The sequence below is a fragment of the Actinocrispum sp. NPDC049592 genome (genome assembly GCF_040675465.1).
Taxonomy (GTDB): domain Bacteria; phylum Actinomycetota; class Actinomycetes; order Mycobacteriales; family Pseudonocardiaceae; genus Kibdelosporangium.
In genome coordinates, this window is record NZ_JBFAPA010000020.1 from 231,726 (window position 1) to 254,960 (window position 23,235).

Sequence of the window (23,235 nt, forward strand, 5' to 3'; positions counted from 1 at the left end):
CAGACTTCGCCCGCTGATGTCCTGCGCGGAAGGTCAACTAAGGCATCCGTCACAGGCTTGGCGTCAATGACACCTGTGCATCCGTAGGCCTACCGCGGCTTAAGTGACCGCGTTCACCCGATGATCAAATCCGTCATCCTTTCGCTCTCTAGCCATGCCCCACGGGAAACACGCGCCGTCTCGCGTCTCACGGCGACGGGGGCCTCAGGGCAACCCGAGGTCCAGGGGCAAGGCAAGTCTCACTGCATCCGACAGTCCTGTTGCAACGCGAGTCCCGCCACCCGCGCTGCCCGATCCGCGCGACTTCTGCACTGCGACAGCCGTACCGGCGCCCCGGGGAGAACCCGCAGCAGCGCCGACCCGCCCAGCCCGACAGGCCGAAGCTGCGTGGCCCGCGATGCGTGCGCGGCACGTCTCCCGGACTCGTCCCGCCTCTGCTGTACACGTCTCCCGTACTTGCCCGGCCCGCATCTGGAGCCTTTGCGCTCAAGGTCCCGATGTCTGCTGGGTCCGATGCCCACAACGAGTCCCGCGGGCACCTCGCCGCCGCCGACGCCCGGCTTGTGCTCATCCAACCCGACCTCGTCCGGCCGCCGCGCAGCGTCAACGCCCCCTCAAGTCACTTGCAACAACTCCTTTCTACGTATGCGCCTCAATCCCGCCTCCTGGTCACACCACCGGCCCAAGCCCGCGCCGGGTGCACTTCAAGCCAAGCCCAGCCCACCCACGACCACAACCACCCCGAACCGCCCTGTGGACAACCTTGCCCCCTGTGGACAACCTCCCCGAAGTCGATCTTCAAACCCCGCCCCTGTCACCCCCACCCGGTACCTTGGATTTCGAGGGGCCCATTTCCACAAACTGCCCGCATTTCGCCTGGTCAGAGGCCGCAAGACGGGCGGCGATCCCCGATTTCGGCCCCCGGACGGCCTCCATGGCGAGTGACTTCGGCCGGAGACCGGCCCAATTTCGACCCACCCAGGTCCGTCTGGCACAATCAATGGCTGTCCGCTGTGGCTGGACCCTCTCACCACGCCATGGCTGCCATTCGGGCCTCGCCCCCGTGCCCCACGCGGGAGTCGCGAGTTCCACCCGTAGCACCAGAACGTCGAGGAGTACCACTACCCGTGGCAGTCAAGATCAAGCTGCAGCGTCTCGGAAAGATCCGTGCGCCGTACTACCGCATCATCGTCGCCGACTCGCGCACCCGCCGGAGTGGCAAGGCCATCGAGACCATCGGCCGCTACCACCCGAAGGAGGAGCCGAGCCTGATCGAGGTCGACTCCGAGCGCGCCCAGTACTGGCTGGGTGTGGGCGCCCAGCCGACCGAGCCGGTGCAGCACCTGCTCGAGGTCACCGGCGACTGGCAGAAGTTCAAGGGCCTGCCGGGCACCGAGGGCACCCTGAAGGTCAAGGAGCCGAAGCCGGACAAGGCGGAGCTGTTCGCCGCCGCGCTGGCCGCCGCCGGCGACGAGCCGGTCACCGAGGCCACCACGCCGAAGAAGAAGAGCGCCAAGAAGGCCGACGCCAAGGCCGATGAGGCCGAGGGCGCCAAGGAAGACGCGTGAGCTTCCTCGCGGACTCGCTGGAGCACCTGGTGCGCGGCATCGTCGACCACCCGGACGAGGTCCGGGTGGAGCTGGTGACCACGCGCCGGGGCCGCACCCTCGAGGTGCACGTCCACCCCGACGACCTGGGCAAGGTGATCGGCCGCGGCGGACGCACGGCGACCGCTCTGCGCACGGTCATGGCGGGGATCGGCGGGCGTGGCGTGCGCGTGGACGTGGTGGATACCGACCACTGAGCCCATGGATGTCGTCGTCGGCCGCGTGGCCAAGGCGCACGGAATTCGCGGCGAGCTCGCCGTGGACGTGCGCACGGACTCTCCGGAGGAGCGCTTCGCCCCTGGGGCGGTCGTGGCCGCGCGGCTGCGCGACGGCACTTCCCGGCCGCTGACGCTCACCGCGGCACGCCCGCATGGTGAGCGCCTGATCGTCCGGTTCGATGAGGTTCCCGACCGTACGGCCGCGGAGCTGCTGAGGGGTGCGCTGCTGGTCGCGGACACCGACAGCCTGCCGCCGACCGGCGATCCGGACGAGTTCTATGACCACGAACTCGAGGGCCTCAAGGCCGTGCTGACCGACGGCACCGAGGTCGGTGTGGTCAACGAGGTCGTGCACGGCCCCGCGGGCGAGTTGCTGGCCATTCAACGAGCCAAGGACGAGGTGCTCGTGCCGTTCGTGCGCGAGATCGTGCCCGAGGTGGACATCAAGGGCGGCCGTGTCGTGCTCGACCCGCCCGAGGGCCTGCTGGACTGATCATGAAGATCGACGTCGTCACCATTTTCCCGGAGTACCTCACGCCGCTGCGTGCCGCGCTGCTCGGCAAGGCCATCGACCGCGGCCTGCTCGGCGTCGATGTCCACGACCTGCGCAAGTGGACCCATGACGTGCACAAAGCCGTCGACGACAGCCCGTACGGCGGCGGCCCGGGCATGGTCATGAAGCCCCAGGTCTGGGGCGAGGCCCTGGACGAGGTGTGCGCCGAAGGCACGCCGCGCCTGGTCGTGCCCACGCCGGCCGGCCGGCCGTTCACCCAGGAGATGGCCCACCAGTACGCGGCCGAACCGTGGCTGGTCTTCGCGTGTGGCCGCTATGAGGGCATTGACCAGCGGGTGATCGATGACGCCGCGCGCCGGATGCCGGTCGACGAAGTCTCCATCGGTGACTACGTCCTGGTCGGCGGCGAGGTCGCGGTAATGGTCATCGTCGAGGCCGTGGCCCGGTTGCTGCCCGGCGTGCTCGGCAACCCCGCCTCAGCGCAGCAGGACTCGTTCTCCGACGGCCTGTTGGAGGGCCCCAGCTACACCCGCCCGGAGGTCTGGCGGGAGCTGCCGGTGCCGGATGTGCTCCGCTCGGGCAACCACGGCGCGATCGACCGCTGGCGCCGGGACCGGGCACTCGAGCGCACCTTCGAACGCCGCCCCGACCTGCTGGAACGCCTGCCTGGGCAGGCGCTGGACAAGCACGACCGGGCGCTGCTGGACGAGCTGCGCGCGGGGGCGATTTCGCCTCCGCCCTGAGCACCTGTCATACTTGTTCGGTTGCTGCCGTCGGGCATGGTTCTCGACGCGCGCCGCAAAGCCCCCTCCCAGGTTGGCTCCGGATTGTCGCCGTGCCTGCTGGGAGACCCCGCAAGCATTCCCGATGACGAGGACGGACACACCGATGAACACCCTGGATGCGCTGGACGCCCAGTCACTGCGTTCCGACATCCCGGACTTCCGGCCGGGCGACACCCTGAAGGTCCACGTCCGGGTCATCGAGGGCTCGCGCTCCCGTGTCCAGGAGTTCCTCGGGGTCGTCATCCGCCGCCAGGGCGGCGGCATCCGGGAGACCTTCACCGTCCGCAAGATCTCGTACGGCGTCGGCGTCGAGCGCACCTTCCCGGTGCACTCCCCGAACATCGCCAAGATCGAGGTCGCCAAGCGCGGTGACGTGCGCCGGGCCAAGCTCTACTACCTGCGCGAACTCCGCGGCAAGGCCGCCAAGATCAAGGAGAAGCGCGAAACGCCGTCGGGCGCCTGACACGAGCACCCGCTTCTACCGTAACCTGGCGACGTGGTTAAACCCGTGCCCCCCAACGCACCCGGGGACGATTCGGAGCGTCCGGAAGAAGTGACTTCTCCGCTGGAATCCGGAAAGTCCGAACCGCAGCGCGAACCCGGCATTTACGAGTCGCGGCGCGGCAGGACACCGGACGAGTCCGAGACCTCGGATTCGGCGAAGCCCAAAAAGAAGAAGATGTCCTTCTGGAAGGAACTGCCGATCCTCATCGGGGTCGCGCTGGTCCTGGTGTTCCTGATCCAGCAGTTCCTGGCGCGGGTGTACGTCATCCCGTCCGGGTCGATGGAGCAGACGCTGCACGGGTGTCCTGGCTGCAATGGCGACCGGATCCTGGTGGAAAAGGTCACCTATTACTTCACCGATCCGGAGCCCGGCGACGTCGTCGTCTTCAAGGGCCCGGATCCGTGGGTGCAGAACGAATTCACCGGTGATCGCTCGGATAACGCATTTGTCCGTTTCTTCGAGCAGCTCGGCTCGGTGATCGGCCTGGCGCCGCCGGACGAGAAGGACTTCGTCAAGCGGGTCATCGCCACCCCGGGACAGACGGTTCGCGGCGACGCGGACGGCAAGGTCTACGTCAACGACAAGCCGCTCAACGAGCCGTACGTGTACTGGGAAGGCGGTCTGCCCAACGACCGCCAGCAGTTCGATCCGGTGACGGTGCCGCCCGGCTCGCTGTGGGTGATGGGTGACAACCGCAACAACTCGTCGGACTCCCGCGTGCAGGGTGGCGGTGGTCTGAGCGGTGTCGTGCCGATCGACAACGTCATCGGCAAGGCCCAGGTCATTGTGCTGCCGCCGGGCCGCTGGGGCGGTATCACCGACCCCAACCCACAGGCGCTGGGTGCCCCCGTGTGGCAGTCGGCGGTCCCGTTGGCCGGTGGCGTGTTGCTGGCCTGGCCGGTGCTGTGGACGAGCCGCCGGGTCGGCCGGGTGGTGCGAGGTCGGCTGGTCAAGGGATCCGATCGGAAGTAACCGTGCCGGTCACCATGAGCCTGCGCCCGCCGCGCGTTCCCATTCGGCGTGACGGCGGGACCTGGGCGATGCAGGGTGCGTTGGAGCGGCGCGGGCTCGGTCCCGTCGCCGGTGTCGACGAGGCAGGCCGTGGCGCCTGCGCCGGGCCCCTCGTCGTGGCCTCGTGCATGCTGAAGCCCAACGATGCCGCCAAGTTCGAGGACCTCACGGACTCGAAGCTGATGACCCCGGCGGCGCGCGAGCGGATGTACGACATCGTGCTGGCGCGTGCCGTGGATCACGCGGTGGTCGTGATTCCACCCGATGAGGTGGATTCTCGAGGGGTGGGCTATGCGAACCTGGAGGGCATGCGGCGGGCCATCGCCCGCCTCGACGTGCACCCCGGTTACGTGCTCACCGATGGATTCCGCATCCCGGGGTTCACCTCGCCGACGATGGCCGTCATCAAGGGCGACCTGGCCGTGGCGTGCATCGCGGCCGCGTCCGTGCTGGCGAAGGTGACCAGGGACCGGATAATGAGCGAGCTGCACAACGAGCTGCCGGTCTACGGGTTCGACGAGCACAAGGGCTACATCACCGGCCGGCACCACGCCGCGCTCGGTGAGCACGGCCCGAGTGCGGTGCACCGGTGGTCGTACTCGAACGTGGCGTCCGCGGGCCTCAAGCACGGTCTGCGCCCGCCGCGCCGGGTGGCGCTGAGTGTGGCGGCGGCCGACGTGGTTCACAATGGGGGCTCCCCTCGGCACGGGGCGGAAGCGGAGCGAGGAGGAGCGCGGGTCGGATGAGTGCGGAGGATCTCGAGAAGTACGAGACCGAGATGGAGCTGCAGCTCTACCGGGAGTACCGCGACATCGTCGGCCAGTTCTCCTATGTGGTGGAGACGGAACGGCGGTTCTACCTGGCCAACTCCGTCGACGTCCAGATCAGGGACGCCGACGGTGAGGTCTACTTCGAGGTGCGGATGTCCGACGCGTGGGTGTGGGACATGTACCGGCCCGCCCGCTTCGTCAAGAACGTCCGGGTGATCACCTTCAAGGACGTCAACGTCGAGGAGCTGGACAAGCCGGAGTTGCGGCTGCCCGAAGACGGGCTGTAAGCCCTGTTTCAGGCGTCCCGATTCGGACCAGGGACACCTGAAACTGTCTAGCCCGCCGAGCCGAGCATGTGTGCGCGGAGCAGATCGTTGAACTCGACCGGTCGCTCCACGTTCGCCAGGTGAGCCGCGCCGTCGAGCACCACCACTCGTGACCGTGGCACACACGCGGCGATCTCCCGGGCGTGATCCGGGGGCGTGGCGGGGTCTTCAGCGCCCGCGATCACCAGTGTCGGGGTCGGCAGGGCGGGGAGTTCCTTGGCGAAGTCCCAAGCGCCCAGCGCCGCGCACGCGCTGGTGTATCCCTCGGCGGGAGTCTGCGCGAGCATCGTCCGGATGCGTTCGGCGGTTTCCGGGTTCTCAGTGATGAACTCCTTGGTGAGCCAGCGCGGCAGGCTGAAGTCGGCGATCCACTCCATGCCCTCCTTGCGCGCCAGCTCAATGCGTTCCGCCCACGCTTCAGGCGATCCGAAGGACGCGGAAGTGCACGCGAGGACGAGCTGGTCCAAACGGTGCGGTTGGTACCGGCCGAGCCACATGCCGACCGCGCCGCCCAGGGACAGCCCGCAGAAGTGGGCCTTCTCGATGTTCAGCCGGTCGAGCAGTGCCAGCACGTCGCCGGCCAGCTCTTCGACGCTGTACGGCCCTTGCGGCACCGGCGACTTGCCGTGTCCGCGGTGGTCGTAGCTGATCACCCGGTACTCGTCGGACAGCGCCTCGCGCTGCGGCAGCCACATTTCCACGGAGCTGCCGACCGATCCGGACAAGATGAGCGCGGGGGCGTCTTGCGGGCCTTCGACCGTGTAGTGCACCTCAACGGGCTTCACATCGCTCCCTTCAGTCCTAAGCACACTAGTGCCTCCCCAACCCCCACCCATAGCACAAGCGACCGACAATTCCGCGAACGACAAGATCATCATCGCGGACTTGTCCACACGGGAACCAGTTATCCACAGCTGAAACCAGACCACTGGCCCGCGCCACCCGCCCCCGGCAAGCTCGAAATACGACCGCACCGACGGGGGAGGAAAAGACATGCAGGCACAACTGACCGAGGCACAGGAGCTGGGTAAACGCGGCGAGGATCTCGCGGTGAGGTACATGGTGGAGAAGCACGGCCTGGTTCTGCTGTGCCGCAACTGGAGTTGCCGCGCGGGCGAGCTGGACTTGGTGCTGACCGACGGCACGCAGCTGGTGATCGTCGAGGTGAAAACGCGCACGGACGCCGACTTCGGTATGCCCGTGGAGGCCATAGACGACGCCAAGGCCAGACGGGTGAGAGCCGCCGGCAACCTGTTCCTGTCGACGTTTCGCATTCCCGGCTGGGTGCAGACGAGATATGACGTCGTGTCCATTCTCTGGCCCGCCGAGGGCAGACCCCGGATCGAGCACCTCGAGGATGTGTTCTGAATGGCGCTCGCCCATGCGTGGTCCGTCGCACTGTTCGGTGTGGACGGACGAATGGTGGAGATCGAGGCCGACATCGGCGCCGGGATACCCCGGACCATCGTGGTCGGGTTGCCGGACGCCGCACTGAACGAAGCCAAGGACAGGGTGCGTGCGGCCGTGCGCAACAGCGGCGAGGCGTGGCCGAAACAGCAGATCATGATCGCGTTGTCGCCGGCGGCAATTCCGAAGCGTGGCTCGGGGTACGACCTCGCCATGGCCTGCGTTGTGCTGGCAGCGGCCGATGTCGTTCCAGGAGAACGTCTCCGGACGACCGTGCTGATCGGCGAACTGGCTTTGGACGGCCGGGTCCGTGATGTGCGCGGGGTGCTTCCGTGTCTCGTCGCGGCGAGACGGGCCGGGCTGAAGAGCGCTGTCGTGCCGGTGAGTTGTTTGCCCGAAGCGGCCTTGGTGCATGACATCGAGGTGCGGGGCGCCGCGGAGCTGCGGAACGTCCTGCATTGGTTGAGAGGAGCGGACGATGCTCTCGAAAGGCCTCCGCCGCCGACGTATGCGGCCATGGAGAAATCGCCGGACCTGGCTGATGTCGTCGGCCAGCCAGAGGCGCGATGGGCGCTGGAGGTCGCCGCCGCCGGTGGTCACCATCTCCTGCTCGTCGGTCCGCCGGGCACCGGCAAGACGATGCTCGCCCGCCGCCTTCCCGGCCTGTTGCCGCCTCTGACGGAGGAACAGGCACTGGAGGTCACGGCCATCCATTCCATTTCCGGAACGCTGAAACCCGAGGCTCCGTTGATCACCACACCCCCATTCGTCTCTCCGCACCACTCCACCTCGGTGGCGGCCCTGGTCGGCGGCGGCGTCGGACTGGCGAAGCCGGGCGGCATCAGCCGAGCTCATCGAGGAGTTGTTTTCCTTGACGAGGCCTGCGAGTTCAGTTCGGACCGCTTGGACTCACTGCGAACCGCCTTGGAGGAAGGCGAGATCCGGCTGGGCCGCCGGGATGGCGTCGTCTGTTACCCGGCGAGATTTCAGCTCGTGCTCGCGACAAACCCATGCCCATGTGCTCCACCACGCGATGTCGATTGTTCCTGCCTGCCCCATGTCCGCCGCCGCTACCTGGCCCGGCTGTCCGGTCCTTTGCTGGACCGCGTCGACCTCCGCATCCAGATGCGCCCACTGACCGCTATGTCCATAGTGGACATCACACCAGAACCGACCTCCGTCGTACGCGACCGTGTCCTCAAGGCACGCGACCGCGCCCGTCAACGCTGGGCCGACTACGGCTGGGCCACCAACGCCGAAGTTCCCGGTCCCGTGCTCAGACGCGAGTTCGCTCTTCCCCGCTCCGCCACCCACCTGCTCGACCGCAGTCTTGAGAAGGGCTCTCTCACCGGCCGCGGCGCCGACCGCTGCCTTCGCGTTGCCTGGACCCTCTCCGACCTCGAGGACCTCGACCGTCCCCAAGCCGACCAAGTCTCCGCCGCCCTCGAATTCCGCGACCGCCGCCCCACCTAACCCACCCACGCCGTCCTGTCCCGCCCACACACCCCACCCGCCCCCTGTCCTGCCCACGCACCCCACCCCGCCCCCTGTCCCGCCCACACGGCGACCTCGCCTCCATCTACACGCCGACCTCGCCTTTGCCTACGCCAGCTCCGTCCTTTCCTCGCCCACATCCCCGACGCGCCTTGTTCCACCCACACACCCGGCGGCCCTATCGCACCCACACCCGGCGGGGCTAGTTCCACCCACACCACCAATAGAGACCTCACCCGGACAACCATCCCGCCTTCTCCCTGACATCCGCCTCGTGCTCACCGGCACACCCGACGGGCTCTTCCACCCACACACCTCAACCAGCCCTCACTCACACCCACGCACCCGGCGGGCCCTATCCCACCCACACCCGGCGGGGCTAATTCCACCCACTCACCAATAGACACTCACCCGGACAACCGTCCCGCCTTGTCCTCCCTGACACCCGCCCCGCGCTCACCGGCACACCCGACGGGCTTTTCACTCACGCAGCCACCAGCCCTCTCTCCCAACCACACACCGACCAGCCCTCTCCGACCCACAGCCGAACCTGCTCTGTCCCATCCGCGCCTGACCTGCTTGTGTCCCCACCTGCACCCAACTCGCTCTCTGTTCCGCCACACCGAACCCGCTCAGTTCCGCCACACCGAACCCGCTCTGTTCCACCGCACCTAACCCACTCTGTTCCACACGCACCCCGGCCCACCCAATCCCCACCACGCACAAACCCTCGCTCGCTCAGCCAACCGCTGCTGCGCTAGCAGTCCGCCTCAAGTACTCGTCCTGCCTCGGCTCGCCCACAGATCCCCCACCAACTCCAGTCACTCAAACCAATCGCCGCCTGCCCAACCACTCGCACCTAAGCCACGGGGCCCGTCGCGCCCACCTCGCCAAACCCCCACTCAATCGATCCCCTCTGCACGGTTCATGTCCATGTGGGATCGGCTCCAGTTGTTCTCGCCCAATCAAGAATCGTCACTGTTCCAGCCCGTCTGGCACGTGCCGTGAGTCCGGCCCTCCTGTCCGGCAGACCCTCGTCAACTCATCGCATTCACGTCACCAGATCCGAAACGGACACCCATGAATCACGCCGTATCCGAACCCGCACCCACAACCCGCACCGGCCTAGAACCTCATCCGGCCCATGGGGTGTATCCAACCCAGAGAGACCGTCCGGTTTTCATGCATCCCCTCCACGCCACCAAACCGTCCCCAACATCACTGGCTTCACCCGCCCTCGAACTCGACCCTGCAGACATGACAAACCCACTTCCACCCAGCAACACCACAGACCCCGTGATTCCCATGTTCAAACCAAAACCGTCCCCGTCGGTCCCCGCACCGCGCCCATCGGACCGCCCTGGGGCCATCGGCCAAGACCTGGGCCGTTGCCTCCGAGCCAGTCCGGCCCACACCTATCCGGCATGCCACGACCAATGTTTGCAAGCAGACCAGGTGCCAGTCTCACCTTCGACTCCTCGGGCCACGCTCAGTTGCGGCTTCGCCTTGCCGTGCAACAGAACTTGCCTGGCTGACTGCTGCCGGAACCCGCAATCGTTGCCTGACGGGCCCGCCTATCCCAGGGCTGAATGGGTGTCTGCTGGGCGAGGGTGGTGTGCGGCGTGACTGAGGATGAGGTTCGGCTGGCTCGGGCTTATTTGCTTCGGGTGGCTGAGCCGCCTGCGACGGCATTGACGTTGTTCGTCGCCCAGCATGGTCCTGTTGATGCGGCGAAGTTGGTGCGTGCTGGGACTGTCCCCGATGCTGTGCTGAACGAGACTTCGGCTCGGCGGCATATCGACAATCCGGCCCAGGACCTCGCCGAGGGGGCCAAGGCCGGTGCTCGGTTGCTGATTCCCGAGGATGAAGACTGGCCTGCGTGGGCGCTTTTGCCGCTGGACAACGCGTTTGCTCGGGGGTTGCGGTGGGCCTGCCCGCCGCTTGGTTTGTGGGTTCGGGGTGCCGCATCGCTCACGGACTCGTTGGAGCGGGCCGTCTCCGTTGTCGGGGCGAGGTCTGCGACGGGGTACGGCGATCAGGTCGCGGCGGATCTAGGCTATGGCTTGGGAACGCGGGGAATGACTGTCGTTTCCGGGGCGGCGTATGGGATCGACGGTGCGGCGCATCGCGGTGCGCTGGGTGCCGAAGGGCGCACGATCGCCATCCTTGCGTGCGGGATCGACAAGAACTATCCCGTCGCGCATGCACAACTCCTTGAAAGGATCACCAAGCAGGGACTCGTGATCACCGAATATCCGCCGCGGACAACACCGGCCAAACACCGGTTCCTGGTCCGCAACCGGCTCATCGCCGCGATGGGAGCGGGCACGGTCGTCGTCGAGGCCGGACGTCGCAGCGGTGCTCGCAACACCGCGGCATCGGCCGCCGCACTAGGTCGTGTGCTGATGGCCATCCCGGGCCCGGTCACCTCCGCGATGTCCATCGGATGCCACGAACTCATCCGCGACGGTCTCGCCACGCTGGTTTGCTCACACGACGACGTCGCCGAGACCGTCGGCCTTTTCGGCGACGACCTCGCCCCCAACCGCGCCTCTGTATCCCGCCCCACCGACGGCCTTGAAGCCGACGCCCTCCGCGTCCACGAGGCACTCACCTTCCGCGAGGGCCAATCCGCCGAACAAATCGCCGAAGCCTCCGGCATCCCACTCGCCAAAGTCCGCGCCATCCTCCCCGCCCTCGAACTCTCCGACCTCGCCACCCGCGCCCCCACCGGCTGGCACTCCGCCACGTCCAAATAGCCCACCGACCCACTCATCAGCCAGGCGACCCGCCGCATCGCACACCCCGGACCCGTGCCAACACACACACCGCAGAGACCCAGATTCGCCCCAGCCTTCAAGCCGCCCCTAGGTAGGCGATGGCCGCCCACGACGTAGTCTCCCGCCGTAGCGCCGTAGCGCCGTAGCGCCGTAGCGCCGTAGCGCCGTAGCGCCGTAGCGCCGTAGCGCCGTAGCGCCGTAGCGCCGTAGCGCCGTAGCCGTAGCCGTAGCCGTTGTGGCCGTTGGCCGCAGATGCCATCGGCCGCCCGCTGTGGCATCGGCCGGTCTTCTGGCACGGCGGCGTTAGGGTTCAAGTCGCTGGATGGGATTGTGCTCATACAAGGCAGCTCGGTGATCCGGTTCTGCCACAGTGGTTCACGGTCCACGGGCGCTCCCGGCAAGCCAACGTCAGCTACATGAGGTTCCCCCGGTTGCCCGGAGACTTCCAAACCAGGTTTGATCTTGTGAACCGAGGAAGGAAGTCATTGTGGCTGCTCCCAAGAAGTACCCGGACGAACTGCGGGAACGGGCGGTGCGCCTGTACCGGGAGTCCGATCCCAAGCCGGTGATCCGTCGGCTGGCCGAGCAGTTGGGCGTCCACCCCGAGGCCCTGCGGAACTGGATCCGCCAGGACGAGGCCGACAACGGCCGGCGCGCTGATCGCCCGACCACCGACATGATCGAGGAGAACCGCAGGCTCAAGCGGGAGAACGCCGAACTCAAGCGGGTCAACGAGGTGCTGCGGGCGGCCAGCGTTTATTTCGCGGCCGAGATCGCCCCGGCCCGGAGGACGTCATGAGCTTCATCGACGCCCACACGTTCTCGGTCGATCTCGTACTGCGGGTCCTGGGCATCCCACCGTCGACCTACTACGACTAGCGGGCCCGGCAGGCCTCGCCCAGCCGCCGTCAGCTGCAGGACGCGCAACTGCTGGAGATGATCGTCAAGATCCGCTGCGCGCACGAGTTCGCCGCCACCTACGGGTCGCCGCGGGTGTGGCTGGAGCTGCGCCGCCAGGGGATCCGGGTCGGCCGTAAGCGCGTCGAGCGGATCATGCGCGAGCACGGCTTGCAAGGCGCGTTCCTGCGTAAGGGCTGGAAAGGTGGCTCCACCAAACAGAATCCGCGCCATACCGCCGCACCGGATCTGGTCAACCGGCAGTTCGCCGCCGATGCCCCGAACCGACTCTGGGTGGCCGACCTGACCCGGATCATGACCGGTGAAGGCGTGTTGTGGCTGGCCTCAATGCGGGATGCCTTCTCCAACAGGGTCGTTGGCTGGGCCACCGCCGCCCGCGCCGACACCAGCCTGGTGCTCACAGCGCTGGACTACGCCCTGCGCTCCCGCGACATCCACGATGGACAGTTGATTCATCACAGCGACAAAGGCTGTCAATACACGGCTCTGCGATTCACGCAGCGTCTGGCCGACGCCGGCGTGGCGCCCTCGACCGGCAGCGTCGGTGACAGCTACGACAACGCGCTCGCCGAGAACCTGTGGTCGACCCTCAAGACCGAGCTGATCTACTGGCCCGGCAACACCTTCATCACTCGCGCCGAGGCCGACGCGGCGATCTTTCGCTACGTCGACGGCTGGTACAACCCCCGCCGCATCCAGGAACGACTCGGCGGACTGTCCCCCGACGAATACGAAGAGGCATGGCGCATCCACCAACAGAACGGACCGGCTACGCTCCCGGACGAGCCGGGCGAATCCTGATAACCAAGTCTCCGGCAAAGCGGGGGAACCTCAACAGCCTCCGCAGAGGCTGATGTGGACGGTGGGCGTCGTCGGTCGGGTGCTGAGGGAGGAGACCGGGTTCGGGCGGGTTACTTCCAAGTGTGACGGTGTTTTTTCTGCGGTGGTGGCGTGTCGAATATGGACGCTGGAGGTGGTTGGTGTTTGACGGGGGTTGGGGGTTGTGTGTTGGTTCTTCTTGGGTGGGTTTTGGATCTATTTTTCCCCCTTTGAGCTGGTAACGGGTTGGGTTGAGGCTGGCCTTGTGGGTCGGGGTGCGGTTGTTCGCGAACTTGCGGTGTGGCGGTGCTTGACCACGTTCGGGTGGTCGCGCAGCGTTGTACTTGTGTCCTCAACTTCCCGCCGTCGGGTCGACCTGCTGCAGGTGCGGGCGGCGTTGCCTCCGGCCGCCGCGGATGTTGTCGACGCGTACGAACGTCACCTGCGCGCAGAGCGGGGTCTGTCCCCGCACACCGTGCGGGCGTACGTGGGCGACGCGGTGTCTCTCCTCGGGTATGTGCATGGTCTTGATGTCCTGGGAACCGGCCCGGTGCCGGCCCGTGGGGCCGTTGACCTCGCGGGCCTGCGAGCGTGGCTCGCCGGGCAACGGTCGGCCGGAACCGGGCGCACGACGTTGGCGCGACGGTCGGCTGCTGCGCGGACATTCACCGCGTGGGCCCATCGGCGTGGCCATCTGGACTCAGATCCAGGCATCCGCCTCGCATCGCCTCGACCGCAGCGCAAACTTCCCGCTGTGCTGCGCCAGGATCAGGCCGGTGAGCTCATGCAGGCCTCGAAATCCGGCGCCGCTGAGCGGAATCCCGTAGCAATGCGGGATCAGGTGATCGTCGAACTGCTATATGCCACAGGGATCCGGGTTTCGGAGCTTTGTGGACTGGATGTTGACGATGTGGACACCGACCGTCGGGTGGCGAGGGTGATCGGCAAGGGCGACAAGGAAAGAACCGTTCCGTTCGGCGTGCCCGCCCAGCGCGCCGTGCAGGACTGGCTCAAGGACGGCCGTCCGGCCCTCGTCGTTGACAAGTCGCCGCCCGCCCTGCTTCTCGGTGCCCGTGGCGGCCGTCTGCAGCCGAGCAGCGTCCGGCGGATCGTGCACGAGGCGCTCGCCGCCGTGCCAGGCGCGCCGGACCTGGGTCCGCACGGGCTTCGGCACACCGCCGCGACCCATCTGCTGGAGGGAGGCGCGGACCTGCGTACCGTCCAGGAGCTGCTCGGGCACGCCACTCTCGCCACGACACAGCTTTATACCCACGTGACAGTCGAGCGACTTCGTGCCGTTCACGATCAGGCCCATCCCAGGTCGTAGCGGTAAACGTGTACCGAAGAGCGGCACGGCGCGACTCGCCGTGACAATTTGACAGCACTAGGGGGCGAGATGAACACGGAAAGCTCCTAAGCTGGACGGCATGTCGCGCGGCTCCAGGCTGGATCAGGTGACCCCCGATCCAACGAGATCGGATGATGTAGGGAGAGGTTCTCGCACTGTGGCCGTACCCGAGCCCGAAGAGCCGTCCACGAACGGGCGTGCCGCTCCCTACGGCGCCGGCCAACCTAACGGAGTGTTGCCGGGTGATCATCGGACCGCCGACGACGTCGAGGCCGGCATCGTCGCGCTGTGGACCGAGTTCGGCAAGGAACGTGAGCAGCGGCTGCGCGACCGGCTGGTGCTGCACTACGCCCCACTGGTCAAGTACGTCGCCGGTCGCGTCGGCACCGGGCTGCCCGCGCACGTCGACGTCGGCGACCTGGTCCAGTCCGGCATCTTCGGCCTGGTCGACGCGATCGAGAAGTTCGAGCCCGAGCGTGGCCTGAAGTTCGAGACGTACGCGATGCAGCGCATCCGCGGCGCCATCCTCGATGACCTGCGCTCGCAGGACTGGGTGCCGCGATCGGTGCGCGGCCGGGCCCGCGAGGTCGAACGCGCCCTCGAACGCCTCGGCGCCCGCCTGCAACGCCAGCCCAGCGACCGCGAGCTCGCCGCCGAACTCGATCTCACCCTCGACGACCTGCACGACCTCTACGCCCAGCTCCAGCTGACCAGCGTCGTCGCCCTCGACGAACTGGTCGCCGCCGGCCGCGGCACCGCCTCCCTCGCGGAGACCCTCCCCGACGAAGGCGCCGAAGACCCGGTGGCCACCCTGGTCGACCTCGACAACCGCCGCCAGCTGGCCGGCGCCATCGAGCAGCTCGCCGAACGCGACCGGATCGTCGTGACCCTGTACTACTTCGAGAACCTGACCCTCGCCGAGATCGGCAAGGTCCTCGGCGTCACCGAGTCCCGCGTGTGCCAGCTCCACACCCGCGCGGTCCTCCGCCTCCGCGCCAAACTCGTCGAACAATCCGACGCCTGAACCCAATCAACGGCGACCCCGGACAGCACCTTGTCCGGGGGACAAACGCGCGCCGGAGGAATACCAGCACGGGTGCCAGAAGCTTGCTGAAGGCCTGGATTGGCAGTATATGACTTCGGGTGAACGCCTCCAGGTGGGACGTGGGACGGTGTGGTTGGCGAGCGAGGGCTAATTCGGTGGGATGACGAATGATGGGTCACGAGTGGTGTGGACGAAGGGTGCTGACGGTCAGCGGGGGTTGACGTAAGGGTGTGGGCTGGTGGTGGCTGGGAGTGGATTCTCGGACGGCGGACGAGAGCATTGAGGCGGCGGGCGTGATGGTGCGGGGTGGGAAATGTGACTTGGTGGAGCTGAAAATGAGGGATGTGGAGCCTGAGTGAGGCGGCAGACGTGAACGTATGTGGTGTCGTTGGGCAGTGCGCAGTGAGTTGGATGCGGGCTGGCTCCGTGAGGGGGCGGCAGTGAGACTGTCGGCTTGGTTGGGCAGTGTGTCATTGGTGAGCGGCCGGTTTGCGGGAGCGCGGGATTGATTGATGGGACGCTAACAGGGGATGGCGGTGGTGAGCGAAGGACGGCGGAAATGTTTGCATTTGAGGGTGGTTGGGCGGCGGGGACGGTTGTTGGGATGAAGGCCATGCGGTTGGGGAGTGGGTCGAGATGGTCGCGTGGTGAGTTGGAAAGGTTGGAGTGGTGGGCTTGTGAGGAATGGGTCGGGATGAAGGCCTTTGGGTTTGAAAATTGGTGGAAGTGGTCAGGGTGACGGGTTGGGAATTGGTCGGGATGTCGGGCAGTTGAAAATGAGGTCGCCTTGGCGAAGCGGCGGATAGGCGGATCGGATTGGCGTTCGGATTGCGAATGGTGTCGGTTTGGTGGGTAGGCGGAAAGAGGGCGGCGTGGTGGGAGTGGGCCGGATTGATAGGCCCGCGGTTGGGCTGATTGGTGGTGGGTGAGGGATTGGGTTGGGTGGATTTGTTGAGGTGGTGGGGAGGAGGCGGATGTGGGGGTGGGTCAGGAGGCGGAGGGGGTTCAGGTAGGTGTCTCCTCTCTTTGCGCCCCAGTGGAGGCAGGCGGATGTGCAGGGTTCGTGGCCGCCGCTTGTGAGCGTGCCGATGGGGGAGCCGCGTTCGACTTTCTGGCCTTTGTGCACGGCTGGGGTTACCGGCTCGTAGGTTGTTCGGAGGCCTCCTTCGTGCTCGATCGACACCACTCCTATCCCGCCCACCGGCCCTGCGAACACCACCGCTCCCGCGGCCGCCGCGACCACCACCTCGCCCTCCCTCCCGCCCAGGTCCACTCCTCGGTGGCCCGGTCCATATGGCGTGGCCGGGGCCAGGAATGGGCGCACCACCGGGTGGGGTGCCGGCAATGGCCACGTGAACCTCTGCACCTGTGGGTACCTGCGCCCACCCGCCGGTGACGGCGTGCCTGTTGCCAGCCATATCGCCAGCGCCAGGGCGGTGAGCTGCGGGATTCGGTGCATGGATCCAGCTTCTCCGGTTCTTCTCCTGGGCGGCAGGTCCTGCTTCCGAACTGTGGACAGGTTGGGTGGGTGTGGACAACTGGGCCTTGAGGGGGTAATGCGATTCGGGGTTTGTCCGTGGGGCGGCGTACACTGCTCACGCGGCCCGTGGATTCGCGGGACGACTTCGCGTGCCAGTACGACCGGCCCTTGGCCGGTGACGACGCCCGCCGGTCCCACGTCAGCTCGGTGTGGGTTCGGGCGCCGGTACTGCCACCAGGGCGGTGGACCACCCGGCCACCGCGGCAAACCGATCCGCGTGCCGGTCAGCCGGCCGGCATGCCAGAGCAGAAGAGGTGCGAATCCGGCCATGGCCGTCGTCACCATGAGGCAGTTGCTCGACTCCGGCGTGCACTTCGGGCACCAGACCCGCCGCTGGAACCCGAAGATGAAGCGCTTCATCTTCACCGAGCGCAACGGCATCTACATCATCGACCTGCAGCAGACGCTGACCTACATCGACCGGGCCTACGAGTTCGTCAAGGAGACCGTCGCCCACGGCGGGTCGATCCTGTTCGTCGGCACCAAGAAGCAGGCGCAGGAGGCCATCGCCAACGAGGCCCTGCGGGTCGGCATGCCGTTCGTCAACCAGCGCTGGCTGGGTGGCATGCTCACCAACTTCTCCACCGTGCACAAGCGTCTCCAGCGGCTCAAGGAGCTCGAGTCGATGGAGCAGACCGGCGGCTTCCAGGGTCTCACCAAGAAGGAGATCCTCATGCTCACCCGGGAGAAGGACAAGCTCGAGCGCACCCTCGGCGGTATCCGCGACATGTCCAAGGTGCCCAGCGCCATCTGGATCGTGGACACCAAGAAGGAGCACATCGCCGTCGGCGAGGCGCGCAAGCTGAACATCCCGGTCGTGGCGATCCTGGACACCAACTGCGACCCGGACGAGGTCGACTACCCGATCCCGGGCAACGACGACGCCATCCGCTCGGCCGCGCTGCTGACCAAGGTCGTCGCCGAGGCCGCTGCCGCGGGTCTGATCGCCCGGTCCGGCCGCAACGGCTCGGCCGTCGAGGGCGAGGACAAGCCGGAGCCGGGTGCCGCCGAGGAGCCGCTGCCGGAGTGGGAGCGCGACCTGCTGGTCAGCGCCTCCGCGGACGCCGGCGACGCCCCGGCCAAGCCCGAGGCCTGAGACCCGACCGAACACTTTCGGTGCCCGCCCCGGCGAGGGGCGGGCACCGGCCGCAACCCGAACAAGGACGGAAAAACGCACGATGGCGAACTACACCGCCGCGGACGTCGCGCGGCTGCGTAAGCTCACCGGCTCCGGAATGATGGACTGCAAGAAGGCACTGGAGGAGTCGTCCGGCGACTTCGACAAGGCCGTCGAGTTCCTGCGCATCAAGGGTGCGAAGGACGTCGGCAAGCGCGCCGAGCGCGCCACCGCGAACGGCCTGGTGGCCGCGGACGGCGGCGTGATGGTCGAGCTGCGCTGCGAGACCGACTTCGTCGCCAAGAACACCGAGTTCCAGGAGCTGGCCAACCGCATCCTCGAGGTCGCCAAGGCGCTCAAGCCCGCCGACGTCGAGACCCTCAAGACCGCCGACCTGGACGGCCAGACCGTCGAGGCCGCCGTGCAGGCGCTGTCGGCCAAGATCGGCGAGAAGCTCGAGCTGGCCAAGGTCGTCGTGCTCGACGGCCCGGTCGCGACCTACCTGCACCGCCGCTCGGCCGACCTGCCGCCGTCGGTGGGCGTGCTCGTCGAGTACAACGGTGAGAACGCCGAGGCCGCCCGCGGCGCCGCGATGCAGGTCGCCGCGCTGAAGGCCAAGTGGGTCACCCGCGACGAGGTCCCCTCCGACCTGGTCGACAACGAGCGCCGGATCGCCGAGGAGACCGCTCGCGAGGAGGGCAAGCCGGAGGCCGCGCTGCCCAAGATCGTCGAGGGCCGGGTCAACGGCTTCTTCAAGGACGTCGTGCTGCTCGACCAGCCGTCGGTCACCGACTCCAAGAAGACCGTGAAGGCCCAGCTGGACGAGGCCGGGGTGACAGTCACCCGGTTCGCTCGTTTCGAGGTCGGCCAGGCCTGACCCGATCGGGTAGTTCAGCGATGTCACTTCCAGGCGGGGTCGCGGGCGTCAGACAGACGCCCGCGACCCCGCCTTTGCTCGTACCAGGCCGCCAGGAGGAGATGTGACCGAAGCCAACTTCCCCAAACCGTTCCGCAGAGTGCTGTTGAAGCTCGGCGGTGAGATGTTCGGCGGCGGCGCTGTTGGGGTCGACCCCGACGTTGTGCAGACGGTGGCCCGGCAGATCGCCGAGGTCGTGCGGGCGGGGACCCAGACGGCGGTCGTGATCGGCGGCGGCAACTTCTTCCGCGGCGCGGAGCTGCAGCAGCGCGGCATGGACCGGGCCCGCGCGGACTACATGGCCATGCTGGGCACGGTGATGAACTGCCTGGCGCTGCAGGACTTCCTGGAGCAGCAGCAGGGCATCGAGACCCGGGTGCAGACCGCGATCACCATGAGCCAGGTCGCCGAGGCCTACATCCCGCGGCGCGCCATCCGGCACCTCGAGAAGGGCCGCGTGGTGATCTTCGGCGCCGGCACCGGCATGCCCTACTTCTCCACCGACACCACCGCCGCCCAACGGGCGCTGGAGATCGGCTGTGAGGTCGTGCTGATGGCCAAGGCGGTCGACGGCGTGTACACGGCCGACCCGAAGAAGGACCCGACCGCGACGATGTTCGAGCACATCACCCACCGCGAGGCGCTGGAGAAGGACCTGAAGGTGGCCGACACGACCGCGTTCAGCCTCTGCATGGACAACAACATGCCGATCGTCGTGTTCAACCTGCTGACCGAGGGCAACATCGCGAGGGCCGTGCGTGGTGAGAGGATCGGCACGCTGGTGAGTACCCCCGCGAGTACGGTCGTCTAGACGCTGGGATCATCCGCAACGCAAGCCCGCGAACGCCCGCAGCAAGGAGCAGCCGTGATCGACGAGACACTCCTCGACGCCGAGGAGAAGATGGAAAAGGCGGTGCATGTCGCCAAGGACGACTTGGCCGCCGTACGCACCGGGCGAGCGACTCCGAACATGTTCAACCGCATCGTGGTGGACTACTACGGTTCGCCGACGCCGTTGAACCAGCTGGCCGGGATCACCATCCCGGAGGCCCGGATGGCCGTGGTGAAGCCGTACGACGTCAGCCAGCTGAACTCGATCGAGAAGGCGATCCGGGACTCCGACCTGGGGGTGAACCCGACCAACGACGGTTCGATCATCCGGGTGCTGATCCCGCAGCTGTCGGAGGAGCGGCGCCGGGAGATGGTGAAGACCGCCAAGGGCAAGGGCGAGGACGCCAAGATCTCCATCCGCAACATCCGCCGCAAGGCCAACGAGGAACTGCACCGGATCGCCAAGGACGGCGAGGCCGGTGAGGACGACGTGGCGCGCGCGGAGAAGGAACTGCAGCACCTGACCGACCGTTATGTCGCACAGGTCGACGAGCTGGTCAAGCACAAGGAAGCCGAGCTTCTCGAGGTCTAGTGGGCCGCGACGGAAGCCTGGTGCACTGCCCAGTACCCGCAGTGCACCGGACTTCCGGCACGGAGCACCGTCGTATGCCCTTGCTGGAAGCGACCTTGAAGACCACACAGTGACACTTCCAGCGGAAGGCGCCAGTTGAGTACCGACATGGGCACCGGAGCCACGACCGGCGAGCCGGCCGACGGCAAGAAGTCCCGCGCCGGCCGCAACCTCCCCGCCGCGATCGCGGTGGGGCTGCTGCTGGGCGCCGCTGTGATCGTCTCGCTGGTGACGGTCAAGGAGATCTTCATCGGCATCGTCGCGCTGGCCGTCGCCGTCGCGACCTACGAGCTGTCCGGTGCGCTCAAGCGGGCCGACGGCATCCAGGTGGCGTTCTGGCCGGTGCTCATCGGCGGCCAGGCGATGGTGTGGCTGGCCTGGCCGTTCGAGCGCAACGGCGTGCTGTCGGCTTTTGTCGTCACCGTGCTGGCGAGCCTGCTGTGGCGGTTCCGTGGCGGCACCGAGGGCTACCTGCGGGACATCTCAGCGTCCTTCTTCACCGCCGCGTACGTGCCGATGTTCGCCTCGTTCGCGGCCATGCTCGTCGTCCCGCACGACGGTGTGGCGCGGGTGCTGTGCTTCCTGATCGCGGTCGTCGCTTCGGACACCGGCGGCTACGCGGCCGGTGTGCTGTTCGGCAAACACCCGATGGCGCCGACGATCAGCCCGAAGAAGTCCTGGGAGGGTTTCTCCGGGTCGATGGTCGCCGGTGTGGTCGGCGGCTGGCTGTCGCTCACGCTCATGCTCAGCGCGCAGTGGTGGCAGGGCGCGTTGTTCGGCGCCGCCATCGTGGTCGTGTCCACCGTCGGCGACCTGGTCGAGTCACTGATCAAACGCGACCTTGGCATCAAGGACATGGGCAACCTGCTGCCGGGACACGGCGGCCTGATGGACCGGATGGACTCGCTGCTGCCCTCGGCCGTCGTGTCCTGGTTGCTGCTGCGCCTTTTCGTGCCCGCCTAGAACCTCAGTCGTCGTACGGGTCGTCGTTGGCCGCGCCGAGCTCGTCCTCGTCCGGCGCGTGCGGGATGGTCCGGTTCGACGTGTCGATCAACGTGAACGGCGCGCCCGCCGGGTCGGTCACCACGGACAGCCGCCCGAACGGTGAGTCGGCTGGTTCGGACAGCAGGTGCCCACCGAGCCGGACGGCCAGCACGGTGGCCTCGTCAGTGCCTAATTCGGCCCCGACCTCGAAGTACAGCATCCAGTGCGGACGGCTCTCCGGCGGGAAGTCCGCGCCGAACTGCATCCGCCCCAGCACCGGTTCGGTCTCGCGCGGCAACGTCCAGGTCGTGTAGTCGAAGTCGATGCCGTCGCCGATCTGTTCCAGCTGGAAACCGAACAGGTCCACGTAGAACTTGTCCGCCGCGTCACCGTCCCACGTGTTCAGTTCGGCCCACCGGAACTCGCCCTTGGTCTGGGTGGCGAACCGCCACTGCCGCTCCGGCTGCCAGAAGCCGATCGCGGCTCCGGTCGGGTCGGTGGCCACGAGCAGGCTGCCCTGCCCGTCGAACTCCTGTGGTGGCATCAGGATCTTGCCGCCCAGCTTGACCACACGCGACGCGGTCAGGTGGCTGTCCGGGACGGTGAGGTACAGCGTCCACGGCGGGTTGATCTCGGTCTCCGTACGGTAGATTCCCGCCACCGGAACGCCATCGGCCAACGCGACGATGTACTCACCCGTGGCGTTCGGCCGGTACTGCCAGCCGAAGAGGCCGCCGTAGAAGTCCCTGCTGGTCTTCGGGTCGGTGGTGGCGAGATCGATCCAACAGGGTGTGCCGAACTGCATGGCGACCTCCTAGGAATGCGGGCAGACAAAGCCCACAGGCGGACGATACGCCTGAACTGCTGGTTGTGGTTTGCTCTTTGACGTGTCGTTGACGTGGCTGCCCGGAATCGTCTCCCGTGCCAGGGAGGCGTTGCTGTCCGCGGTGCGTCCGGGCGACGTGGTGCCCAGCCCGAACATCTGGCACTGGCCGGATGTGTACGAGGTGGAGAACCACGCCCAGGACGTCACCGGTGAGATCTGGCGTGTCCTGCGGGAACGCTGTGACTGGGCGGGATCGGACGTGCTGGACGTCGGCTGTGGGGACGGGTTCCACCTGCCGCGCTTCGCCGAGTCCGCCCGATCGGTCATCGGGGTCGAGCCGCATCAGCCACTCGTCAAGCGTGCCAGGGCACGTCTGGCGGAACTGCCAGATGTGCAAGTCCTGCCCGGATCGGCGCAGCGGCTGCCGGTTCCGGACGCGTCGGTCGATGTGGTGCACGCGCGCACGGCCTACTTCTTCGGTCCTGGCTGCGAACCCGGGCTGCAGGAGGTGGACCGGGTGCTGCGGCCGGGCGGTGTGCTCGCGATCGTGGACCTCGACGGCCGCAGCGAGCCGTACGGGCCTTGGCTGTGCGCGGACCTGCCACGCTACGAGCCGGCCAAGATCGAGGAGTTCTTTGCCCACGCGGGTTTCACGTCCACCCAGGTCACGACCACCTGGCGGTTCGCCGACCGCAAGAGCATGGAATCCGTGCTGCGGATCGAGTTCTCCGCGCCGGTCGCGCGCAGGGCGATCGCTCAGGTGGCCGGCCTGAGCTTTCCGGTCGGCTACCGGGTGCGCACCCGTCGTAAACCAAGTGGTCTAGTCCAAAGCGACCGGTAGGG

Annotated in this window: 23 protein-coding genes and 1 pseudogene; 21 read left to right on the top strand and 3 right to left on the bottom strand. The window is 67.2% G+C overall.

Annotation, left to right across the window (positions count from 1 at the left end; translation table 11 throughout):
• Window positions 1-1,127 precede the first annotated feature (1,127 nt).
• From rpsP to AB0J95_RS40035, 8 genes are all read left to right on the top strand, one after another.
• The gene (gene rpsP, locus AB0J95_RS40000) at window positions 1,128-1,568 is read left to right on the top strand and encodes a 30S ribosomal protein S16 (protein WP_364770123.1); all 441 of its coding nucleotides are present in this window, start codon (window positions 1,128-1,130) and stop codon (window positions 1,566-1,568) included.
• Complete coding sequence (locus AB0J95_RS40005) at window positions 1,565-1,804, top strand: RNA-binding protein (protein WP_033391510.1); 240 nt, start codon at window positions 1,565-1,567, stop codon at window positions 1,802-1,804. Before rpsP ends, AB0J95_RS40005 begins: the two co-directional genes overlap by 4 nt.
• 4 nt (window positions 1,805-1,808) lie before the next feature.
• The gene (gene rimM, locus AB0J95_RS40010; protein WP_364770125.1) at window positions 1,809-2,318 is read left to right on the top strand and encodes a ribosome maturation factor RimM; all 510 of its coding nucleotides are present in this window, start codon (window positions 1,809-1,811) and stop codon (window positions 2,316-2,318) included.
• A gap of 2 nt (window positions 2,319-2,320) precedes the next feature.
• Window positions 2,321-3,082 (top strand): tRNA (guanosine(37)-N1)-methyltransferase TrmD, encoded by a 762-nt coding sequence (gene trmD, locus AB0J95_RS40015; protein WP_364770127.1) that lies wholly within the window; start codon window positions 2,321-2,323, stop codon window positions 3,080-3,082.
• A gap of 145 nt (window positions 3,083-3,227) precedes the next feature.
• Window positions 3,228-3,587, top strand: a complete 360-nt coding sequence (rplS, locus tag AB0J95_RS40020; protein WP_364770214.1) for a 50S ribosomal protein L19 — start codon at window positions 3,228-3,230, stop codon at window positions 3,585-3,587.
• Between the two features lie 33 nt (window positions 3,588-3,620).
• Window positions 3,621-4,601: a signal peptidase I gene (gene lepB, locus AB0J95_RS40025; protein ID WP_364770129.1), complete on the top strand. Its 981-nt coding sequence runs from the start codon at window positions 3,621-3,623 to the stop codon at window positions 4,599-4,601.
• Between the two features lie 14 nt (window positions 4,602-4,615).
• Window positions 4,616-5,386, top strand: a complete 771-nt coding sequence (locus tag AB0J95_RS40030) for a ribonuclease HII (protein WP_364770216.1) — start codon at window positions 4,616-4,618, stop codon at window positions 5,384-5,386.
• Window positions 5,383-5,697 (top strand): DUF2469 domain-containing protein, encoded by a 315-nt coding sequence (locus AB0J95_RS40035; protein ID WP_132120614.1) that lies wholly within the window; start codon window positions 5,383-5,385, stop codon window positions 5,695-5,697. The genes AB0J95_RS40030 and AB0J95_RS40035 overlap by 4 nt, the downstream gene beginning before the upstream one ends.
• 47 nt (window positions 5,698-5,744) lie before the next feature.
• On the opposite strand, the gene pcaD is transcribed toward AB0J95_RS40035, so the two are convergent.
• Window positions 5,745-6,521 carry a 3-oxoadipate enol-lactonase gene (pcaD, locus tag AB0J95_RS40040; protein WP_364770131.1) on the bottom strand — a complete coding sequence of 259 codons (777 nt, stop codon included), beginning with the start codon at window positions 6,519-6,521 and terminating at the stop codon, window positions 5,745-5,747.
• 208 nt (window positions 6,522-6,729) lie between these two features.
• Between pcaD and AB0J95_RS40045 the strand changes: the two genes are divergently transcribed.
• The 7 genes and pseudogenes from AB0J95_RS40045 (at window position 6,730) to AB0J95_RS40075 (ending at window position 15,526) form a co-directional block, all read left to right on the top strand.
• Window positions 6,730-7,104, top strand: coding sequence for a YraN family protein (locus tag AB0J95_RS40045; protein ID WP_364770133.1), 375 nt, complete (start codon window positions 6,730-6,732; stop codon window positions 7,102-7,104).
• Window positions 7,105-8,616 carry a YifB family Mg chelatase-like AAA ATPase gene (locus AB0J95_RS40050; protein WP_364770135.1) on the top strand — a complete coding sequence of 504 codons (1,512 nt, stop codon included), beginning with the start codon at window positions 7,105-7,107 and terminating at the stop codon, window positions 8,614-8,616. It abuts the gene before it with no gap.
• 1,643 nt (window positions 8,617-10,259) lie between these two features.
• Window positions 10,260-11,396, top strand: coding sequence for a DNA-processing protein DprA (dprA, locus tag AB0J95_RS40055; protein ID WP_364770137.1), 1,137 nt, complete (start codon window positions 10,260-10,262; stop codon window positions 11,394-11,396).
• Between the two features lie 508 nt (window positions 11,397-11,904).
• Window positions 11,905-12,216 (top strand): transposase, encoded by a 312-nt coding sequence (locus AB0J95_RS40060; protein ID WP_364770139.1) that lies wholly within the window; start codon window positions 11,905-11,907, stop codon window positions 12,214-12,216.
• 98 nt (window positions 12,217-12,314) lie between these two features.
• A pseudogene (locus AB0J95_RS40065) lies at window positions 12,315-13,136 on the top strand (IS3 family transposase); the annotation flags it as partial.
• A gap of 364 nt (window positions 13,137-13,500) precedes the next feature.
• A complete protein-coding gene (locus AB0J95_RS40070; protein ID WP_364770141.1) occupies window positions 13,501-14,481 on the top strand; it encodes a tyrosine recombinase XerC in 981 nt (326 codons plus the stop codon).
• A 253-nt stretch (window positions 14,482-14,734) separates the two neighbouring features.
• A complete protein-coding gene (locus AB0J95_RS40075) occupies window positions 14,735-15,526 on the top strand; it encodes a FliA/WhiG family RNA polymerase sigma factor (RefSeq protein ID WP_364770143.1) in 792 nt (263 codons plus the stop codon).
• Between the two features lie 751 nt (window positions 15,527-16,277).
• On the opposite strand, the gene AB0J95_RS40080 is transcribed toward AB0J95_RS40075, so the two are convergent.
• On the bottom strand, window positions 16,278-17,468 hold the full coding sequence (locus tag AB0J95_RS40080; RefSeq protein WP_364770144.1) for a M23 family metallopeptidase: 1,191 nt from the start codon (window positions 17,466-17,468) through the stop codon (window positions 16,278-16,280).
• Between AB0J95_RS40080 and rpsB the strand changes: the two genes are divergently transcribed.
• The 5 genes from rpsB (at window position 17,356) to AB0J95_RS40105 (ending at window position 21,545) form a co-directional block, all read left to right on the top strand.
• Window positions 17,356-18,183, top strand: a complete 828-nt coding sequence (gene rpsB, locus AB0J95_RS40085) for a 30S ribosomal protein S2 (protein WP_364770146.1) — start codon at window positions 17,356-17,358, stop codon at window positions 18,181-18,183. The two genes, AB0J95_RS40080 and rpsB, sit on opposite strands and share 113 nt — an antisense overlap.
• Before the next feature lie 82 nt (window positions 18,184-18,265).
• Window positions 18,266-19,081 (top strand): translation elongation factor Ts, encoded by an 816-nt coding sequence (gene tsf, locus AB0J95_RS40090; protein WP_364770148.1) that lies wholly within the window; start codon window positions 18,266-18,268, stop codon window positions 19,079-19,081.
• Window positions 19,082-19,184: 103 nt separating this feature from the next.
• Window positions 19,185-19,931: a UMP kinase gene (gene pyrH / locus AB0J95_RS40095; RefSeq protein ID WP_364770150.1), complete on the top strand. Its 747-nt coding sequence runs from the start codon at window positions 19,185-19,187 to the stop codon at window positions 19,929-19,931.
• Between the two features lie 54 nt (window positions 19,932-19,985).
• The gene (frr, locus tag AB0J95_RS40100) at window positions 19,986-20,543 is read left to right on the top strand and encodes a ribosome recycling factor (protein ID WP_364770151.1); all 558 of its coding nucleotides are present in this window, start codon (window positions 19,986-19,988) and stop codon (window positions 20,541-20,543) included.
• Window positions 20,544-20,690: 147 nt separating this feature from the next.
• Window positions 20,691-21,545, top strand: a complete 855-nt coding sequence (locus tag AB0J95_RS40105; protein ID WP_364770152.1) for a phosphatidate cytidylyltransferase — start codon at window positions 20,691-20,693, stop codon at window positions 21,543-21,545.
• A 4-nt stretch (window positions 21,546-21,549) separates the two neighbouring features.
• Here the strand turns inward: AB0J95_RS40105 and AB0J95_RS40110 are convergent, their stop codons facing one another.
• Window positions 21,550-22,371, bottom strand: coding sequence for a VOC family protein (locus tag AB0J95_RS40110; RefSeq protein WP_364770153.1), 822 nt, complete (start codon window positions 22,369-22,371; stop codon window positions 21,550-21,552).
• A gap of 157 nt (window positions 22,372-22,528) precedes the next feature.
• Between AB0J95_RS40110 and AB0J95_RS40115 the strand changes: the two genes are divergently transcribed.
• Entirely contained in the window at window positions 22,529-23,233 is a 705-nt protein-coding gene (locus AB0J95_RS40115; RefSeq protein ID WP_364770218.1) for a class I SAM-dependent methyltransferase, read from the top strand.
• The last annotated feature ends 2 nt before the right edge of the window (window positions 23,234-23,235 follow it).